The sequence below is a fragment of the Mesorhizobium escarrei genome, from assembly GCF_935825525.1.
Lineage (GTDB): Bacteria > Pseudomonadota > Alphaproteobacteria > Rhizobiales > Rhizobiaceae > Mesorhizobium > Mesorhizobium escarrei.
On record NZ_CAKXZT010000131.1, the window covers coordinates 64,656 to 80,937 of the forward strand.

Consider the following 16,282-nt stretch of genomic DNA (forward strand, 5'->3'; position numbering starts at 1 on the left):
CATTCGTAACCCGCCCCGTGCACAGATGCAGAAAGCTCAACAAGAGATGACGTCCGTGAAAGCAGCGCTTCTGTCCTTTGTCATGTTGTCGGCCATCGTCTTGTGCGGCCTCGGCACCTATGCCGGCGACGCAGCCAACAACCACAACGCTGTCGACGGCTACGGCGTCACCGCCGCGCTTCGCTAAGGCAATGACTTGAAGCGCGACGCCTTTAGGCCCTCTCGCCTGACACCACCAGGATACGCTTGTCGGCACCGTCGACGACGAGCGCGCTGAGGTTTCCCGTCTGGTAGGCGAGCGTGTCGATATTGACGCGGTTGACCATCACTTCCGCCTCCGGCACCGGCGTGTGGCCATGCACCACGATTTTTGGATGCAGGCCGGAATGGTTGTGGAAGACATCGCGGATCCAGATCAGGTCCTGGCTGCTCTGACTTTCCAGCGCAATGCCTGGCCGGATGCCGGCATGACAGAAGAAGAAGTCGCCGAACGTCAGTGAAAACGGCAGCGACTGCAGGAACTCGATATGGCTTTTCGGCACGGCCTCGACAAGTGCTGCATGGCCTTGCCGCAGTGCCGCCTCGGACCTGCCAAACCACGCGCCGCCGCCTTCATTGAGCGCCACGCCATAGGATTGCGCGGTCTGGATGCCGCCATAGCGCATGAAAAGCCCGTCCGCATCGGGCGTGTCGAGGAAGTCGAGGAAGCCGATGTCGTGGTTGCCGGCGAGCATCAGGTGGCGCGGGTCGCGTTTTCGCACTTCGATCAGGAAATCGATGACGCCCCTAGAGTCCGGGCCGCGATCGACATAGTCGCCGAGATGGATGACACGCCAGTCGGCCGGCCGCGCCTGGCGGATCTCGGCCGCGATCCGGCGGTACATGGCGGCGAGCAGGTCGAGCCGGCCATGCACGTCGCCGACCGCATAGATGCGCATGCCTTCCGGTCCGCGCGCGTCGAGGAAGTGGATGCCGGGGGCAGTCAATGCGTCCATCTCCGTGATCATGCCGTCACTAACGCCGAAGCTGATCCTTGCCCATCTCGGTTACCAGACGCTTTCCGCACAGTGCCAGCGTTATGTCCATCTCTTTGCGGATGATTTCCAAGGCTTTGGTAACCCCATCCTTGCCGAGCGCGCCGAGGCCGTAGAGGAAAGGCCGGCCGATATAGGTGCCCTTGGCGCCGAGACACAGCGCCTTCAGCACGTCCTGGCCAGAGCGGATGCCGCCATCCATATGCACTTCGATCGTGTCGCCGACCGCATCGGCGATCTCTTCCAGCACTGAGATTGACGACGGCGCGCCGTCGAGCTGGCGTCCGCCATGATTGGAGACGATGATCGCGTCGGCGCCGGTCTTGGCCGCCATCAGCGCGTCTTGCTTGTCGAGGATGCCTTTCAAGATCAGCTTGCCGCCCCAGCGTTCCTTGATCCAGGCAACGTCCTTCCACGACAGATGCGGATCGAACTGCTCCGTGGTCCACGATGAAAGCGAGGTGAGATCGCCGACGCCCTTGGCGTGGCCGACGATGTTGCGGAAGGTCCGGCGCTTGGTGCCGGCCATGCCAACGCACCAGCCCGGCCTGCTCGCCACCTGCCAGATGTGCTTCGGCGTGAAGCGCGGCGGCGCCGACAGCCCGTTGCGGATATCCTTGTGGCGCTGGCCGAGGATCTGCAGGTCGAGCGTCAGCACCAGCGCCGAGCATTTCGCCGCCTTCGCCCTGTCGATGAGACTGAGGACGAAATCCTTGTCGCGCAGCACATAGAGCTGGAACCAGAACGGCTTCTTGGTCACTGATGCGACATCCTCGATCGAGCAAATGCTCATCGTCGACAGCGTGAACGGCACGCCGAATTCCTCCGCCGCCTGCGCCGCCAGCATCTCGCCGTTGGGGTGCTGCATGCCGGTCATGCCGGTCGGCGCCAGCGCCACCGGCATCGCCACCTTCTCGCCGATCATTGTCGATTCTAGCGAGCGGTTGCTCATGTCGACCAGTACGCGCTGGCGGAACTTGATCTTTTGGAAATCCTCCTCGTTGGCCCGGTAGGTGCTTTCGGTCCATCCACCGGAATCGGCATAGTCGAAGAACATCTTCGGCACGCGGCGGCGCGCCAGGTCCTTGAGATCGGCGATGGTGAGGATCATGCTCATGGGCTTCCCGCTGGTTATCAGCTAATTCGTCGTCGTTGATTGTGTTGGCCGGCGCTCAAAAGCGTTTTCTTGCAGGCTCGCTGTCGCCGGCTTCGGAGCGCTGCATCAGCCGCAGCCGCGACACGCGTTGCCAGTCGCCGCTGCGCTCGGCCTCTGCCATGGTGCGTTCGACATGGGTGATGTGATCCATCGCCGCCTGCCGCGCGGCCGCCGGATCGCCGGCCTTGACTGCTGCGTAGATCGCCCGGTGCTGCGAAAGCAGCGCTTCGCGCGCGCCCGGCACGTTGAACACCAGGAGCCGGTTCTGGAAGACGCCCTCCGACAGCAGCCGGTAGCACGAGCGCAGCGTGTGCAACAGGATGATGTTGTGCGCGCATTCGCAGATCGCGTGGTGGAACTCGACGTCGATTTCCGCCTCGTCGTCGAAGTTGCCGGTCCGGTGCGCCTCGTTCATGCGCGCCATGATGCGGTCGAGCAACGCCAGGTCGTCGGATGTGGCGCGCCGCGCCGCGTACTCGGCCGCCACCGCTTCGATCTCGCGGCGGTATTCCAGATAGTCGGTCGCCGCCTTGCGGTGCATGGAGATCAGGTCCGTCACCGGCTTGGTGAACAGCTGGCCGATGACGTCGGCGACATGGGTGCCGCCGCCGGGCCGCGTCGTCAGCAGCCCGCGTCCTTCCAGCGCCTTCAGCGCGTCGCGCAGGATAGGCCGCGACACCTCGAACCGGCGTGCCAGCTCGCGCTCGCCCGGCAGCCTGTCGCCGGTGCGCAGAACGCCTTCGAGGATCAGGCTCTCGATCTGCTGCACCACCTCGTCGGCGGTGCGGGAATGCTCGATCCTGGAGAAAATGTCGCTCAACGGGGATGCCTGGGGATTGAACCGGTGTCGCGCAGGATAAAGCCAGTGTCGGCAACTGGTCAAATTATTTATCCAGTTCGCCCGCTTGGCCGGGTCCGACGTCGTCCCGGCATATCGCTTTCGGCTAATTTGTCGTTTGCGTGCCCCGGCAATTGGCTCTAGAGGGACGCGAGTGCACCAGGCCCGGGGGACCAGCCGTGGCAGATGACCCGTCCAACCTCGAATTCCAGCCGCGCGTCGAGGGCAGCGTCATGGGCTTTCCCGCGCATGAGGGACGGCCTGGCGCGCTCGGCGAGGTTCACGCCCGTCCGCATCCGCTGGTCGAGAAACCGCGCGTGCTGGTGCAGCTTTCGTTCATGACCGAAGCTGGGTCCGGCGTCGACCAGGCGGTGCTTTCCGAATTGTCGTGGCGCCTCGGCATCGCCGCGCCTGACCCTCATGCCCGCCACCACGCGATGAAGTGGGGCAATGGCTCGCTGCGCTGGGAACGGCATACGGAATTCTCCACCTATCTGTGGGAAGGACCGCTCTCTGAGAGCGGCCAGCGCCAGGAAGGTTCGCCTTTCGGCAACGGCTTTTCGCCGCCGGGAACGGTGATTTCCGGCATCAGGCTCGAAATCCGCAAATGGACGCAGGCGAGCGAAAGGCTGATCGCCGGCTTCGACCCGACCAGCCTGTGCTATTCGCTGGTCGAGCGCGGCAACGCCGCCATCGTCACCGATTTTCGCCAGGACGGTGACGGCATGACCCGCATGTTGGTGCTCGACCGCGGCCTGACGCCGGCACGCACCGGCGCGCTGGCGCAACGGCTGATCGATATCGAAACCTACCGCACGCTGGCCATGCTTGGCCTGCCGCTGGCGCTGATGCTGTCCGGTCGCGCCCGCCGCATCGAAGACCGGCTGGCGCAGACCACGCTGGAAATGAAGGTCGCCGAAACCCGCGACAACCAGACGCTGCTTGCCGATCTGACCGAGCTTGCCGCCGAGTTGGAGGCCGATGCAGCCTCCAGCCTCTATCGCTTCGGCGCCAGCCGCGCCTATGACGGCATCGTCCGCGAACGGCTGGAGGCGCTGGAGGAAGAGGCGGTGCCCGGCTACGACACCTGGGGCGGCTTCCTGCAGCGCCGCGTTGCCCCCGCCATGCGCACCTGCCGTTCGGTCGAGGAGCGTCAGGCCAATCTGTCGACCAAGCTCACCCGCGCCACCACGCTGCTGCGCACCTGGGTTGACGTCGAGGTCGAGAAGCAGAACCGCGATCTGCTGGCGTCGATGAACAACCGCGCCCGCCTGCAATTGCGGCTGCAGCAGACAGTGGAGGGTCTCTCGGTCGCGGCCGTCTCCTACTACGTCGTCGGCCTCGTCGGCTACGTCGCCAAGGGCGCCTCGATCTTCGGCCGTGCCTTCGCGCCCGAGGTCGTCACCGCCGCCTCGGTGCCGCTCGCCATCCTGCTGGTCTGGTGGGGCGTGCGCCGAGTGCGCCGCCTGCACTCCGAACCCGCCAAGCCGGCGGGCGAACAGGCAGGTAATCTCCCCCCTTGAGGGGGAGATGTCGCCGAAGGCGACAGAGGGGGCGTCTCGCATGGAGCGCCAACCTCGTTTCGTGGCCAAAGCAGGATTTGCAACAAGCGCCTGCCGCTGGTAAAAGATTTTTACCAGTCGATCAAAGGAGACTGTTTGATGTCCGGCCTGCTAATGCCGAAGCCAGACGACGCCACGATGCGGCGGCGCGACGAGATCGTCGCCGATATGCGCATCATCGTGCCGGGCGAGGGCGTCGTCGACGCTGCCAACGCAATGCGCGCCTTCGAGAGCGACGGCCTCACCGCCTATCGGCAGTTGCCGCTGGTCGTGGTGCTGCCAGAAACGGTGGCGCAGGTCTCGCGCGTGCTGAAATATTGCAACGACCGCAACATTCGCGTCGTGCCGCGCGGCTCCGGCACCTCGCTGTCCGGCGGCGCGCTGCCGCTCAAAGACGCCGTCCTGCTGGTGATGAGCAGGTTCAACCGCATTCTCGAGATCGATTTTCCCAACCGCATCGCCGTCGCCCAGCCGGGCGTCACCAATCTCGGCATCACCACCGCCGTCGAGCAGGAGGGCTTTTATTACGCCCCCGATCCATCCTCCCAGATCGCCTGCTCGATCGGCGGCAACGTCGCGGAGAATTCCGGCGGCGTGCATTGCCTGAAATACGGTCTTACCGCCAACAATGTGCTCGGTATCGAGATGGTGCTGATGAACGGCGAGGTGGTGCGGCTCGGCGGCAAGCATCTCGACGCCGAAGGCTACGACCTGCTCGGGGTGATGACCGGTTCCGAAGGGCTGCTCGGCGTCGTCACCGAGGTCACCGTGCGCATCCTGAAGAAGCCGGAGACGGCGCGCGCGCTGCTGATCGGGTTCCCGACCAGCGAGCAGGGCGGCCAATGCGTCGCCGACATCATCGGCGCCGGCATCATCCCGGGCGGCATGGAGATGATGGACCGCCCGGCGATCCATGCGGCCGAGGATTTCGTCCATGCCGGCTATCCCTTGGATGTCGAGGCGCTGCTGATCGTCGAGCTCGACGGGCCGGGCGTCGAGGTCGATCATTTGATCGGCCTGGTTGAGGCAATCGCCTATAGGAACGGCTCGACCACATGCCGCACCTCGCAGTCGGAACAGGAGCGGCTGAGCTTCTGGGCCGGCCGCAAAGCTGCCTTTCCGGCAGTCGGCCGCATCTCGCCCGACTATTACTGCATGGACGGCACCATCCCGCGCAAGGAACTGCCGCGCGTCCTGCATGGCATGCGCGAACTCTCCGAAAAATACGGGCTCGGCGTCGCCAATGTTTTCCATGCCGGCGACGGCAACCTGCATCCGCTGATCCTCTATGACGCCAACGTGCCGGGCGAGCTCGACAAGGCGGAAAGTTTCGGCGCTGACATCCTGCGGCTTTGCGTCAAGGTCGGCGGCGTGCTGACCGGCGAGCACGGCGTCGGCGTCGAGAAGCGCGACCTGATGCCGGAAATGTTCAACCAGATCGACCTCGACCAGCAGATGCGGGTCAAATGCGCTTTCGACCCCAACCATCTGCTCAACCCGGGCAAGGTGTTTCCGCAGCTGCGCCGCTGCGCCGAGCTCGGACGCATGCACGTGCATCGCGGGCAGACGGCGTTTCCGGAAATTCCGAGGTTTTGAGGTGATGGGGTCTCGCCTCACTAACGCCGCGATCCTTCGCGCCCCCCTCTGTCCTGCCGGACATCTCCCCCACAAGGAGGGAGATTGGCTGTCATTTTCGCTTGCGCCAATCGCCAACGTTGCTGAACGAGCGGCAGCGGCGAAGCTGCCAATCTCCCCCCATGTGGGGGAGATGTCCGGCAGGACAGAGGGGGGCGCGAAGGAACTCGACTTATCGTCCTTCGAGGTGGTTATGTCGCCATGACCACCTTCACCCCCGCCACCGCAGACGAAACCCTCGCCACCGTCGCCTGGGCGGCGGCGGAAGAATCGCCGCTCGAAATTCTTGGCCAGGGTTCCAAGCGCGGCATCGGCCGTCCGCTGCAGACCGAGCACACGCTCGACCTGACGAAACTGTCAGGCGTGACACTCTACGAACCGGCCGAACTGGTGCTGTCGGCAAAGGCCGGCACGCCGCTCGCCGAGATCGAAAAACTACTTGCCGAGAACGGTCAGCAGCTGGCCTTCGAGCCATTGGACTATGGCCCGCTGCTCGGCGGCGAAAAGGGAAAAGGCACGATCGGCGGCGTTTTGGCCGCGAACCTTTGCGGTCCGCGCCGGCTGAGGGCCGGGGCGGCGCGCGACCATATTCTTGGCATAGCGGCGGTTTCGGGTCGCGGCGAGGCCTTCAAGTCGGGCGGTCGCGTGGTCAAGAACGTCACCGGCTACGACCTGTCCAAGCTCATGGCCAACAGCTGGGGCACGCTTGCCGTCCTCACCGACGTCACCTTCAAGGTGCTGCCCGCTGCCGAAACCGAAGTCACGCTGGCCTTGCGCGGCCTGCTCGACGATCACGCCGCCGCCGCCATGGCGCTGGCGCTCGGCTCCAGCGCGGAAGTGTCGAGCGCTGCCCATTTGCCCGAACGCGTTGCCGCACGGGTTGCCGGCGGCAGTCTCGGCAGCACTGCCGCGACATTGCTCCGCGTCGAGGGGTTCGGCCCGTCGGTCGCCTACCGCATCGCCGCGCTGAAAGACCTGCTCGGAAATGCCGGCCCGCTCGAGGAAATTTCGGGCGAGATCTCGCGCTCCGTCTGGCGCGATATCAGAGATTGCGCGCCGTTTGCCGACGGCCTGGAAAAGCCGGTGTGGCGCGTGTCGATGGCGCCGGCGCAAGGCCACCAGATGGTGCTGGCGCTGCGCATGCAGGCGGCCGTCGATGCCTTCTATGACTGGCAGGGCGGACTGATCTGGCTGCGCATGGAGCAAGACGATCCCGAAGCCGATCTTCTGCGCGGACTGGTGCGACAGTATGGCGGCGGTCATGCGACGCTGGTGCGCGCCGCCCCTTCGCATCGCGCCGCTGTGCCGGTGTTCGAGCCGCAGGCGCCGCAACTGGCAACGTTGTCGGCCAGGCTCAAGGCCGAATTCGATCCAAAGGCGATCCTCAACCCCGGCCGCATGGCTTAGGAGGTACGAGATGCAGACCAATTTCTCAGCTGCCCAGCTTGCCGATCCGCATGTCGCGGAATCGGAAAAGATCCTGCGCAAATGCGTGCATTGCGGCTTCTGCACGGCCACCTGTCCGACCTATGTGACGCTTGGCAACGAGCTGGATTCGCCGCGCGGGCGGATCTACCTGATCAAGGACATGCTGGAGAACGGCCGCCCGGCCGATAAGGAGATCGTCACCCATATCGACCGTTGCCTGTCCTGCCTCGCCTGCATGACAACCTGCCCGTCGGGCGTCAATTACATGCATCTGGTCGATCATGCCCGCGCCCATATCGAGGAAACCTACAGGCGGCCGCTGCCCGATCGCCTGACGCGCGCAGTACTGGCCTTTCTCCTGCCTTATCCCTCGCGGTTTCGCGCCGCGCTCAAGCTGGCGAGGCTCGGCCAGCCATTCGCCGGTCTGTTGGAAAAGATCCCGGCGCTGAAGCCGCTGGGCGCGATGCTCAAGCTCGCCCCGGCGTCGGTTCCCGCGGCCTCGCCAATGGCTTCCCCGGGCATCCATGCCGGGCAGGGCACGAGGAAAAACGGCCGCGCCGCCATTCTCACCGGCTGCGCGCAGTCCGTCCTCGATCCCGCCATCAACGACACGACGATCGCGCTGCTGACGCGGCTGGGCGTCGAGGTCGTGGTTCCCGAGGGCGAGGGCTGCTGCGGCGCGCTGGTGCATCATATGGGCCGCGAGGCGGCAGCGCTTGCCTCGGCCAGGCGCAATGTCGACGCCTGGACGCGCGCCATCGAGCAAGGCGGCCTCGACGCCATCGTCATCACCGCGTCGGGCTGCGGCACCACCATCAAGGATTATGGTTTCATGCTGCGCCTCGATCCCGCCTATGCCGACAAGGCGGCGCGGGTGTCGGCGCTGGCCAGGGACATCACCGAATATCTGGTGGAACTCGAGCTGCCCGAGCCGGTGCGCCAGCCCGGCACCATCGTCGCCTATCACTCCGCCTGCTCGATGCAGCACGGCCAGAAGATCACCCGCCAACCGAAGGAGCTTCTGGCAAGGGCCGGCTTCGTCGTGCGCGAGCCGCGCGAGGGGCACCTGTGCTGCGGCTCGGCCGGCACCTACAACATCCTGCAATCCGAGATTTCGGCTCAACTGCGAGACCGCAAAGTCAGGAGTATCGAGGCAACCGGTGCTGAAATCGTCGCCACCGGCAACATCGGCTGCATCACCCAGATTGCGTCCGCCGCGAAGATGCCGGTGGTGCACACGATAAAGCTGCTCGACTGGGCCTATGGCGGGCCGAAGCCGGAGGGCGTTCCGGACAGCAGGGCAGCCGTTGCGGCGGGGTGATCCACCGGCGCTGCCGGCTTATTCCGCCGCGAGCTTGTCCACCCCGCCGTAGGTAGCCTGGTAACGCGCGCGCTGGCGGCTGAGCGCCACCATCGTGTTGCGCAAAAGAATCGCCACGGTGATCGGGCCGACGCCGCCCGGCACCGGCGTGATCCAGGACGCCACTTCCTTGACGCTCTCTGCGTCGACGTCGCCGACGATGCGGCTCTCCCCGTCCGGTCCGATCTCGGCATTGATGCCGATGTCGATGACGGCCGCACCGGGCTTGACCATGTCGGCCTTGATCAGCCGCGGCTTGCCGACGGCGACGAACAGCGCATCGGCACGCCGCGCATGCGCTGCCACCGAGCGCGTCATGTGATGGCACACCGTCACTGTCGCACCCTCGCTCATCAGCAGGAAGGCGATCGGCTTGCCGACGATCTCAGAATGGCCGACGATGACGACCTCGAGCCCCTTGAGATCGAGACCTGTCTCCTTGAGCAGTTCGACCGAGGCGGCCGCCGTGCAGGGTGCGAGGTCGAGCTGGTTGTAGACGATGTTGCCGATCGAGGCTGGATGCATGCCCTCGACGTCCTTGAGCGGATGCACCGCCGCCTGAAGCGTCTTGATCGGGATATGCACCGGCACCGGCCGCTGGATAATGATACCGGTGACGCGCGGATCGGCGTTCAGGCCGTGGATCGCTGCTTCGAGTTCGCCTGCGGTGATGTCGGCGGGAAATCGTCTTTCCTCGAAACCGATACCGGCCAGTGCCGCCTTGGCGCGCTGGTTGCGCACATAGACATCGACAGCATCTGTGTCGCCGACGGTGATCGATATCAGTTTGGGCGGAAAACCTTCGGCGGTGGCGATCGCTGCATCCTCGCGCACCGAGGCGATGATGCGTTGGGCGACCGGACCGCCCCGGAGATAGCGGCTGTCATCGGACAGGGACATTGAGATAGGCCTTTGTCTGGAAGCGTTGCAGCCGACATAGCAAAATACCGAGGAGAATGGCAGCGAGAATGCGAACCGCCATGCCTCGGGCGCGACGTACCACCCGACCCTGCCAAACTATCCTATCGCGTCGCGGAAACAGAAAGGGCAGCGCGGTTTGCCGCGCTGCCCTTTCGTGACTGACCGTATCCCCACACGGCCCGTCCCCCGTATTCCGATGTTCCAGAGTCTTCTGGACAGACTCGGCAACAAAATCAACCGCAGATTACATCACCACAACCGTCGTGCCAACATCGACCCGCTCATAGAGGTCGACGACGTCCTCGTTGCGCATGCGGATGCAGCCCGACGACACGGCGCCGCCGATCGTCCATGGCTGGTTGGTGCCGTGGATGCGGTAGAGTGTCGAGCCGAGATAAAGCGCGCGCGCGCCGAGCGGGTTCTCGACGCCGCCGGCGACATAGGTCGGCAGATAACGGCCTTTGGCGGCCTCACGCGAAATCATCACCGCCGGCGGCCGCCATTCGGGCCAGACCTTCTTCTGCGAGATCTTGTGCTTGCCGGCCCATTCGAAGCCCGGCTTGCCGGTGCCGACGCCATAGCGCCGCGCCTTGCCGTTGTTCTCGACCAGATAGAGGAAATTCTCCCTCGTATCGATGACGATCGTGCCCGGCTTCTCCGGACCGTCATAGGCGACTTCCTGCGGTAGGTAAATCGGGTTGATCTGCGGGCGCGCGACGATGCGCTTCTTGGCCGGCGCCTGCATCGCGGCCGTGTGCAGCTGAGCCGGTTGCGCCTGCCGTTGAGAACGGCGCTGCGGCTTTTGCATCTCTTGCCGGTTCTGGCGGACGATGCCCGGCGCGCGGCCAAGCTGCAGCACCCAGGGCGCCGAAAGGTCGGGGCTGACCATCACCGGCGGCCTGTCGGCATAGCGGTCATTGGCGCTGGAGGATGTAGCGGCAGTGGCCAGCACGGCTGCGGCGCCGAGCAGCGGGAACAAAAATGTCTTCATCGGAACGCACCTTGATCGTCGAACACGCCGGGGCAAAAGCGTTCCCCGATTGCGCAGACATTGGGCGCGGAGCGGCAACCGAAACGTGAATCGGAATGCGTAAAATGCTGCATTGTCAGTAAACCTTTCGGTGTGGTTACCGGCCGGTTCAGGAATCTGGTAAAGCCGCGGTAAAGGCAGCGCTGAGGCGCGTTAACCAATGGAATTCCTCCATGGATGAGAAGACAGGCCTGCTCGCCGGCCCCGATGGGTTCGCACGCTGCTTCTGGCACGGCAATCTGCCGGATTATCTGCATTACCACGATCACGAATGGGGCCGGCCGGTCACCGACGACCGCAGGCTGTTCGAAAAGATCTGTCTCGAAGGCTTTCAGTCGGGCCTGTCCTGGCTGACCATATTGCGCAAGCGCGAGAATTTCCGCGAGGCGTTCGCCGGCTTCGATATCGACAAGATCGCCGCCTTCACCGAACAGGATGTCGAGCGCCTGCTCGGCAATGCCGGCATCATTCGCCACCGCGGCAAGATCGTCTCGACCATCAACAACGCCAAGCGCGCGCGGGAATTGGCCAACGAGGCCGGCTCGCTGGCGGCCTGGTTCTGGAAGTTCGAACCCGGCCCGGACGAACGGCCCGAAATCGTCGATCTCGCCCATCTGCGCGCCAACCCGACCACGGCAGTCTCGGTGCGGATTTCGAAGGAGCTGAAGAAACGCGGCTGGAGCTTTGTCGGCCCGACCACCGTCTACGCCTTCATGCAGGCCATGGGGCTGGTCAACGACCATCTTGAGGGCTGTGTCTGCCGCGAGCAGGTCGAGGCGGAGCGGAAGGCGTTCAAAAGGCCGAAGTGAGATTTCTTTTCACACCGCCGAAGCAGGCGACATAAGTCAAGCGCCGCCGGCGCCGGCCAGGAGAAGCCCGACGACGATGGCCGCCACCGTGGCAAGGGCTGGGTAGATCACCAGCAGGCCGGTCAGCAGCGCATCGCGCATGGTCGGTCCTGTACGCTCGTCCGCGGCAACCTCGAACGGTCCCGCCATTTGGGTTGCCGGCCTCGGTGCATGATGATCGGCCGGCCGCAGCCGGGACCGGTCGCGGGCGGCGCTGTCGATGATGTCGAATTTCCGTGCCGTGGTCATGGCCCGAACCCTTTGTTTCGGCGCGCTTTATCAGCTGCGATTGTGTCGGCACGATGCCGCGCTTATGGCGGAATTGTTTCGTTTTGGCCCGGTTTGTTTCAGGAATAGTCCGGCTGGCAGCCAAACGATACGTACCAGTGTCTGATCGGTTTGCGCCGCCCCTCATCTGGCTGCCGCCATCTTCTCCCCGTAAACGGGGAGAAGGACGCCCTATAGAAGATTTCGCTAATCGCAAGCGTTGCAGAAAGATCGCCGAGGCTGCGGCCAGCGGCTTCTCCCCGTTTACGGGGAGAAGGTGCCGGCAGACGGATGAGGGGCAGCGCGGCATTACCGAACTGTTCCCAGCGGCGAGACAGGTGGCAAACCCTTGCCGCGCCAAGCCCCATCGGTTAGGACACGCCCACTCCAAATAAGTCAGCTTTTACCTAGCAAAAAGACCCATGCCATGGCCGACAAATCGGAAAAGATGAAAGCGCGGCTGCCGCGCGGGCTTGTCGACCGCGGCGCCGACGATATCCGTGCCGTCGAGAAGATGATGGCGACGATCCGCTCGGTCTATGAGCTGTACGGCTTCGAGCCGGTCGACCAGCCGCTGATCGAATACACCGACGCGCTGGGCAAATTCCTGCCCGACCAGGACCGGCCGAACGAAGGCGTGTTCTCCTTCCAGGACGATGACGACCAGTGGCTGTCGCTGCGCTACGACCTGACCGCGCCGATGGCGCGCTTCGTCGCCGAGAACTTTGAGCGCCTGCCGAAACCCTATCGCAGCTACCGCTCCGGCTGGGTGTTCCGCAACGAGAAGCCCGGCCCCGGCCGCTTTCGCCAGTTCATGCAGTTCGACGCCGACACGGTGGGAACGCCGGGCGTTGCCGCGGACGCCGAGATGGCGATGATGATGGCCGACGTGATGGAAGCGCTCGGCATCAAGCGCGGCGACTATGTCATTAGGATCAACAACCGCAAGGTGCTCGACGGCGTGCTCGAGGCGATCGGACTTGGCGGCGACGAGAATGCGGGACGCCGGCTGCAGGTGCTGAGGGCGATCGACAAGCTGGACAAGCTGGGCGTCGAGGGGGTTCGTCTGCTGTTGGGCGCGGGTCGCAAGGACGAAAGCGGTGATTTCACCAAGGGCGCCGGCCTCGGCGCCGGTGAGATTGACGTGGTTCTCGAATTTCTTGCTCCTGATTCTGCAGCAATCATCCCTTCAGCAATGGTTCAGCCGCGCGAAAATCCTGCTCTCGCGAACATGAAGGGCGGCATTTTGTGGCGTCAGCCTGCCACATTGGTACACAACGAAATTAACTTGTCTGAAAATGCGCGATTTCAAGAAGGTGTGTCGGAACTGGATCAGATCCGACTCTTGGTCGAAAGCGCTGGCTATGGTTCTGATCGCATCAAAATCGACCCATCCGTCGTCCGCGGTCTCGAATATTATACCGGTCCGGTCTACGAAGCCGAGCTTCTGGCCGAAATCCCTAATGAGGACGGCCAGATCGTGCGCTTCGGTTCGGTCGGCGGTGGTGGCCGTTATGATGGCCTTGTCTCGCGCTTTCGTGGCGAGCCGGTGCCGGCGACCGGGTTTTCGATCGGCGTCTCCAGGCTGATGACGGCGCTGAAGAACCTCGGCAAGCTCGACACGTCGGACGTCATCGCGCCGGTCGTCGTGCTCACCATGGACAAGGACACGGAAAGCCTCGGCCGCTACCAGAAGATGGTGGCCGCGCTGCGTGCCGCCGGCATCCGCTCCGAAATGTATCTCGGCGGCGCCGGCATGAAGGCGCAGCTCAAATATGCCGACCGCCGCGGCAGCCCGGTCGCCATCATCCAGGGCGGCGACGAGCGCGCCAAGGGCGAGGTGCAGATCAAGGATTTGATCGAAGGTGCCCGCATGTCGGCGGAGATCGCCGACAACGCTGAATGGCGCGCGGCGCGCCCGGCTCAGGTGACCGTGGCGGAAAGCGATCTGGTTGGCGAGGTCAAGAAGATACTCGCGGCGCAGGCCGAGGAGCGGGCGCGTGGCAAGTAGAGGTCGCGTTTCGTCGCGCCCCCCTCTGTCCTGCCGGACATCTCCCCCACAAGGGGGGAGATCGGCCGTCGTCACCGTTTTCGCCAATCACCGACGCTGGAAGGCTGGAGCTGCCATTGAAGCTGCCGATCTCCCCCCAAGTGGGGGAGATGTCCGGCAGGACAGACGGGGGCGCCGTGGAGCGCCGACCTCCGCGCTCCGTCCAGCACCCCTCATCCGGCTCGGCGCTGCGCGCCGATCCACCTTCTCCCACAAGGGGAGAACGGAAGGGCGCCTGCCATGACCTCCCGCTATCCCGCCATCGCATCAGACATCGCCAAGCTGTTCGCCGCGCGCAACACCCACGCGGTGGAAGTCGCGGTGCTGCAGCCGGCCGATCCGTTCCTCGACATGGCCGGCGAGGATCTCCGCCGCCGTATTTTCCTCACCGAAAGCGAGACCGGACAGACGCTTTGCCTGCGGCCCGAATTCACTATTCCTGTCTGCCTCGACCACATTGCCAGCCAGGCCGGCACACCGCGCCGCTATTCCTATCTCGGCGAGGTGTTTCGCCAGCGCCGCGAGGGCGGAAATGAATTCTTCCAGGCCGGCATCGAGGATCTCGGCGACCGCGACATCGCACAGGCCGATGCGCGTTCGCTGGCTGATGCGCATGCGCTGCTTTCGCTGGTGCTGCCGGGCCAGGAAGTAACGATCACGCTCGGCGACCAGACCGTTTTCGAGGCGGTGCTCGCCGCACTCGGCCTGCCGCGCGGCTGGCGCATGCGGCTGGCCCGCGCCTTCGGTTCGGCGGCGATGCTGGAGGCAGCGCTTGCCGACCTCGCCAATCCGCCGCGCAACGGCCAGCTCGCCGGCGCGGTCGCAGCCCTTGTACTCGACGGCGATCTGGAAGCGCTTTCCTCGCACATCGCCGGCGGCATGGAGCAGGCGGGGCTGTCGGCCTCGGCCGGACGGTCGCCGACCGAGATTGCGCGGCGCTTGATCGAAAAGGCCGAGCTGCGCAGTGTGAGGCTGTCGAACGAGGCGTTTTCGGCGCTGAAGGATTTTCTGGCAGTCGATGTGGTGCTCGACGGCGCCGTACCGGCGCTTGAAAGCTTTGCGGCCGGCGCCGGCGTTTCGCTGGGCGCGGCACTGGAGAATTTTTCAGCGCGCGCCAAGGCGATCGAAGCGCTTGGCCTGTCCACGGCAAAAATCCGCTACGACGCCGCTTTCGGCCGCCCGCTCGATTACTACACCGGCTTGGTCTTCGAGATCGGCGCGGAAAACGGCGACCGGCCGCTGGCCGGCGGCGGCCGCTACGACCGGCTGCTGACGCTGCTCGGCGCGAAAACGCCGATTCCCGGCGTCGGCTTTTCCGTCTGGCTCGACCGCATCGAAGCGTTGCGGGAGAAGGCGAAATGATCACGCTGGCGATCCCGTCGAAGGGCCGGCTCAAGCAGCAGGCGCTGGAGGTGCTGGCCAAGGCCGGGCTTGCCGTCAGCCTGTCCGGCGACGAGCGCAAATACCGCGCCCGCATCGAAGGCGTGGAAGCGGTCGAGGTGGCGTTCCTGTCGGCGTCAGAAATCGCAGGCGAAATCGGCCAGGGCTCGGTCGACCTCGGCATCACCGGCGAAGATCTGTTGCGCGAAAGCCTCGCGGACTGGGAGGCGCGCGCGGAGATTGTCGCCCGCCTCGGTTTCGGCAATGCCGATGTCGTGGTGGCGGTGCCCGACATCTGGCTCGACGTCGATACGATGGCCGACCTCGACGATGTCGCCGCCGATTTCCGCCAACGCCACGGCCGGCGGCTCAGGATCGCCACAAAATACTGGCGGCTGACGCAGCAGTTCTTTTCGCAAAAGCACGGCATCCAGGTCTATCGCATCGTCGAGAGCCTCGGCGCCACCGAAGGCGCGCCGGCGGCAGGATTGGCCGATGTCGTCGTCGACATCACCACGTCAGGCTCGACCCTGCGCGCCAATCATCTGAAGGTTTTGGCGGACGGCGTCATCCTGCGGTCGCAAGCCTGCCTCGTCGCATCGAAGAAGCCGCGTGCGGCGGCCGACGAGGCTGTTTTGCGCGACATCGCTGCGAAGATGGGTGCCTTTCCTCCCCCTTGAGGGGAGGGTGGACAGCCGCCGAAGGCGGATGGACTGGTGGGGTCGTTGCGGCAGTGCTCGACGTGAGACGACCCCATCCGCCTTGCTCCGCGA

The 16,282-nt window shown here is 64.7% G+C and carries 15 protein-coding genes; 9 read left to right on the forward strand and 6 right to left on the reverse strand.

Going from position 1 to position 16,282, the window contains the following annotated elements; translation table 11 throughout:
- The first annotated feature begins 55 nt into the window (after positions 1–55).
- Positions 56–187, forward strand: a complete 132-nt coding sequence (locus NMG80_RS37055; protein ID WP_280951093.1) for a hypothetical protein — start codon at positions 56–58, stop codon at positions 185–187.
- 25 nt (positions 188–212) lie between these two features.
- Here NMG80_RS37055 and NMG80_RS18115 read toward each other — a convergent pair whose 3' ends face one another.
- Genes NMG80_RS18115 through NMG80_RS18125 form a run of 3 tightly spaced genes read right to left on the reverse strand, consistent with a single transcriptional unit; the run spans position 213 to position 3,010 of the window.
- Positions 213–986, reverse strand: coding sequence for a metallophosphoesterase (locus tag NMG80_RS18115; protein WP_254019437.1), 774 nt, complete (start codon positions 984–986; stop codon positions 213–215).
- Between the two features lie 28 nt (positions 987–1,014).
- Positions 1,015–2,151 (reverse strand): alpha-hydroxy acid oxidase, encoded by a 1,137-nt coding sequence (locus NMG80_RS18120; RefSeq protein ID WP_254019355.1) that lies wholly within the window; start codon positions 2,149–2,151, stop codon positions 1,015–1,017.
- A 55-nt stretch (positions 2,152–2,206) separates the two neighbouring features.
- On the reverse strand, positions 2,207–3,010 hold the full coding sequence (locus NMG80_RS18125; protein ID WP_254019356.1) for a FadR/GntR family transcriptional regulator: 804 nt from the start codon (positions 3,008–3,010) through the stop codon (positions 2,207–2,209).
- A gap of 197 nt (positions 3,011–3,207) precedes the next feature.
- On the opposite strand from NMG80_RS18125, the gene NMG80_RS18130 reads away from it, so the two are divergent.
- The 4 genes from NMG80_RS18130 to glcF all read left to right on the forward strand — a co-directional run bounded on the left by NMG80_RS18130 (position 3,208) and on the right by glcF (position 8,974).
- Complete coding sequence (locus tag NMG80_RS18130; RefSeq protein ID WP_254019357.1) at positions 3,208–4,551, forward strand: DUF3422 family protein; 1,344 nt, start codon at positions 3,208–3,210, stop codon at positions 4,549–4,551.
- A gap of 138 nt (positions 4,552–4,689) precedes the next feature.
- On the forward strand, positions 4,690–6,186 hold the full coding sequence (locus NMG80_RS18135) for an FAD-linked oxidase C-terminal domain-containing protein (protein ID WP_254019358.1): 1,497 nt from the start codon (positions 4,690–4,692) through the stop codon (positions 6,184–6,186).
- Positions 6,187–6,426: 240 nt separating this feature from the next.
- Complete coding sequence (locus tag NMG80_RS18140) at positions 6,427–7,632, forward strand: FAD-binding protein (protein ID WP_254019359.1); 1,206 nt, start codon at positions 6,427–6,429, stop codon at positions 7,630–7,632.
- Positions 7,633–7,642: 10 nt separating this feature from the next.
- Positions 7,643–8,974: a glycolate oxidase subunit GlcF gene (gene glcF / locus NMG80_RS18145; RefSeq protein WP_254019360.1), complete on the forward strand. Its 1,332-nt coding sequence runs from the start codon at positions 7,643–7,645 to the stop codon at positions 8,972–8,974.
- Between the two features lie 18 nt (positions 8,975–8,992).
- Here glcF and NMG80_RS18150 read toward each other — a convergent pair whose 3' ends face one another.
- A complete protein-coding gene (locus NMG80_RS18150) occupies positions 8,993–9,913 on the reverse strand; it encodes a bifunctional 5,10-methylenetetrahydrofolate dehydrogenase/5,10-methenyltetrahydrofolate cyclohydrolase (protein ID WP_254019361.1) in 921 nt (306 codons plus the stop codon).
- A 265-nt stretch (positions 9,914–10,178) separates the two neighbouring features.
- A complete protein-coding gene (locus NMG80_RS18155; RefSeq protein ID WP_254019362.1) occupies positions 10,179–10,925 on the reverse strand; it encodes a L,D-transpeptidase in 747 nt (248 codons plus the stop codon).
- Positions 10,926–11,137: 212 nt separating this feature from the next.
- On the opposite strand from NMG80_RS18155, the gene NMG80_RS18160 reads away from it, so the two are divergent.
- Positions 11,138–11,773 (forward strand): DNA-3-methyladenine glycosylase I, encoded by a 636-nt coding sequence (locus NMG80_RS18160; RefSeq protein WP_254019363.1) that lies wholly within the window; start codon positions 11,138–11,140, stop codon positions 11,771–11,773.
- A gap of 36 nt (positions 11,774–11,809) precedes the next feature.
- Here NMG80_RS18160 and NMG80_RS18165 read toward each other — a convergent pair whose 3' ends face one another.
- Complete coding sequence (locus tag NMG80_RS18165; protein ID WP_254019364.1) at positions 11,810–12,061, reverse strand: hypothetical protein; 252 nt, start codon at positions 12,059–12,061, stop codon at positions 11,810–11,812.
- A 445-nt stretch (positions 12,062–12,506) separates the two neighbouring features.
- On the opposite strand from NMG80_RS18165, the gene hisS reads away from it, so the two are divergent.
- The 3 genes from hisS to hisG all read left to right on the forward strand — a co-directional run bounded on the left by hisS (position 12,507) and on the right by hisG (position 16,189).
- The gene (hisS, locus tag NMG80_RS18170) at positions 12,507–14,090 is read left to right on the forward strand and encodes a histidine--tRNA ligase (protein ID WP_254019365.1); all 1,584 of its coding nucleotides are present in this window, start codon (positions 12,507–12,509) and stop codon (positions 14,088–14,090) included.
- A gap of 279 nt (positions 14,091–14,369) precedes the next feature.
- Positions 14,370–15,491, forward strand: coding sequence for an ATP phosphoribosyltransferase regulatory subunit (locus NMG80_RS18180; RefSeq protein WP_254019366.1), 1,122 nt, complete (start codon positions 14,370–14,372; stop codon positions 15,489–15,491).
- Positions 15,488–16,189 carry an ATP phosphoribosyltransferase gene (hisG, locus tag NMG80_RS18185; RefSeq protein ID WP_254019367.1) on the forward strand — a complete coding sequence of 234 codons (702 nt, stop codon included), beginning with the start codon at positions 15,488–15,490 and terminating at the stop codon, positions 16,187–16,189. Before NMG80_RS18180 ends, hisG begins: the two co-directional genes overlap by 4 nt.
- Positions 16,190–16,282 lie beyond the last annotated feature (93 nt).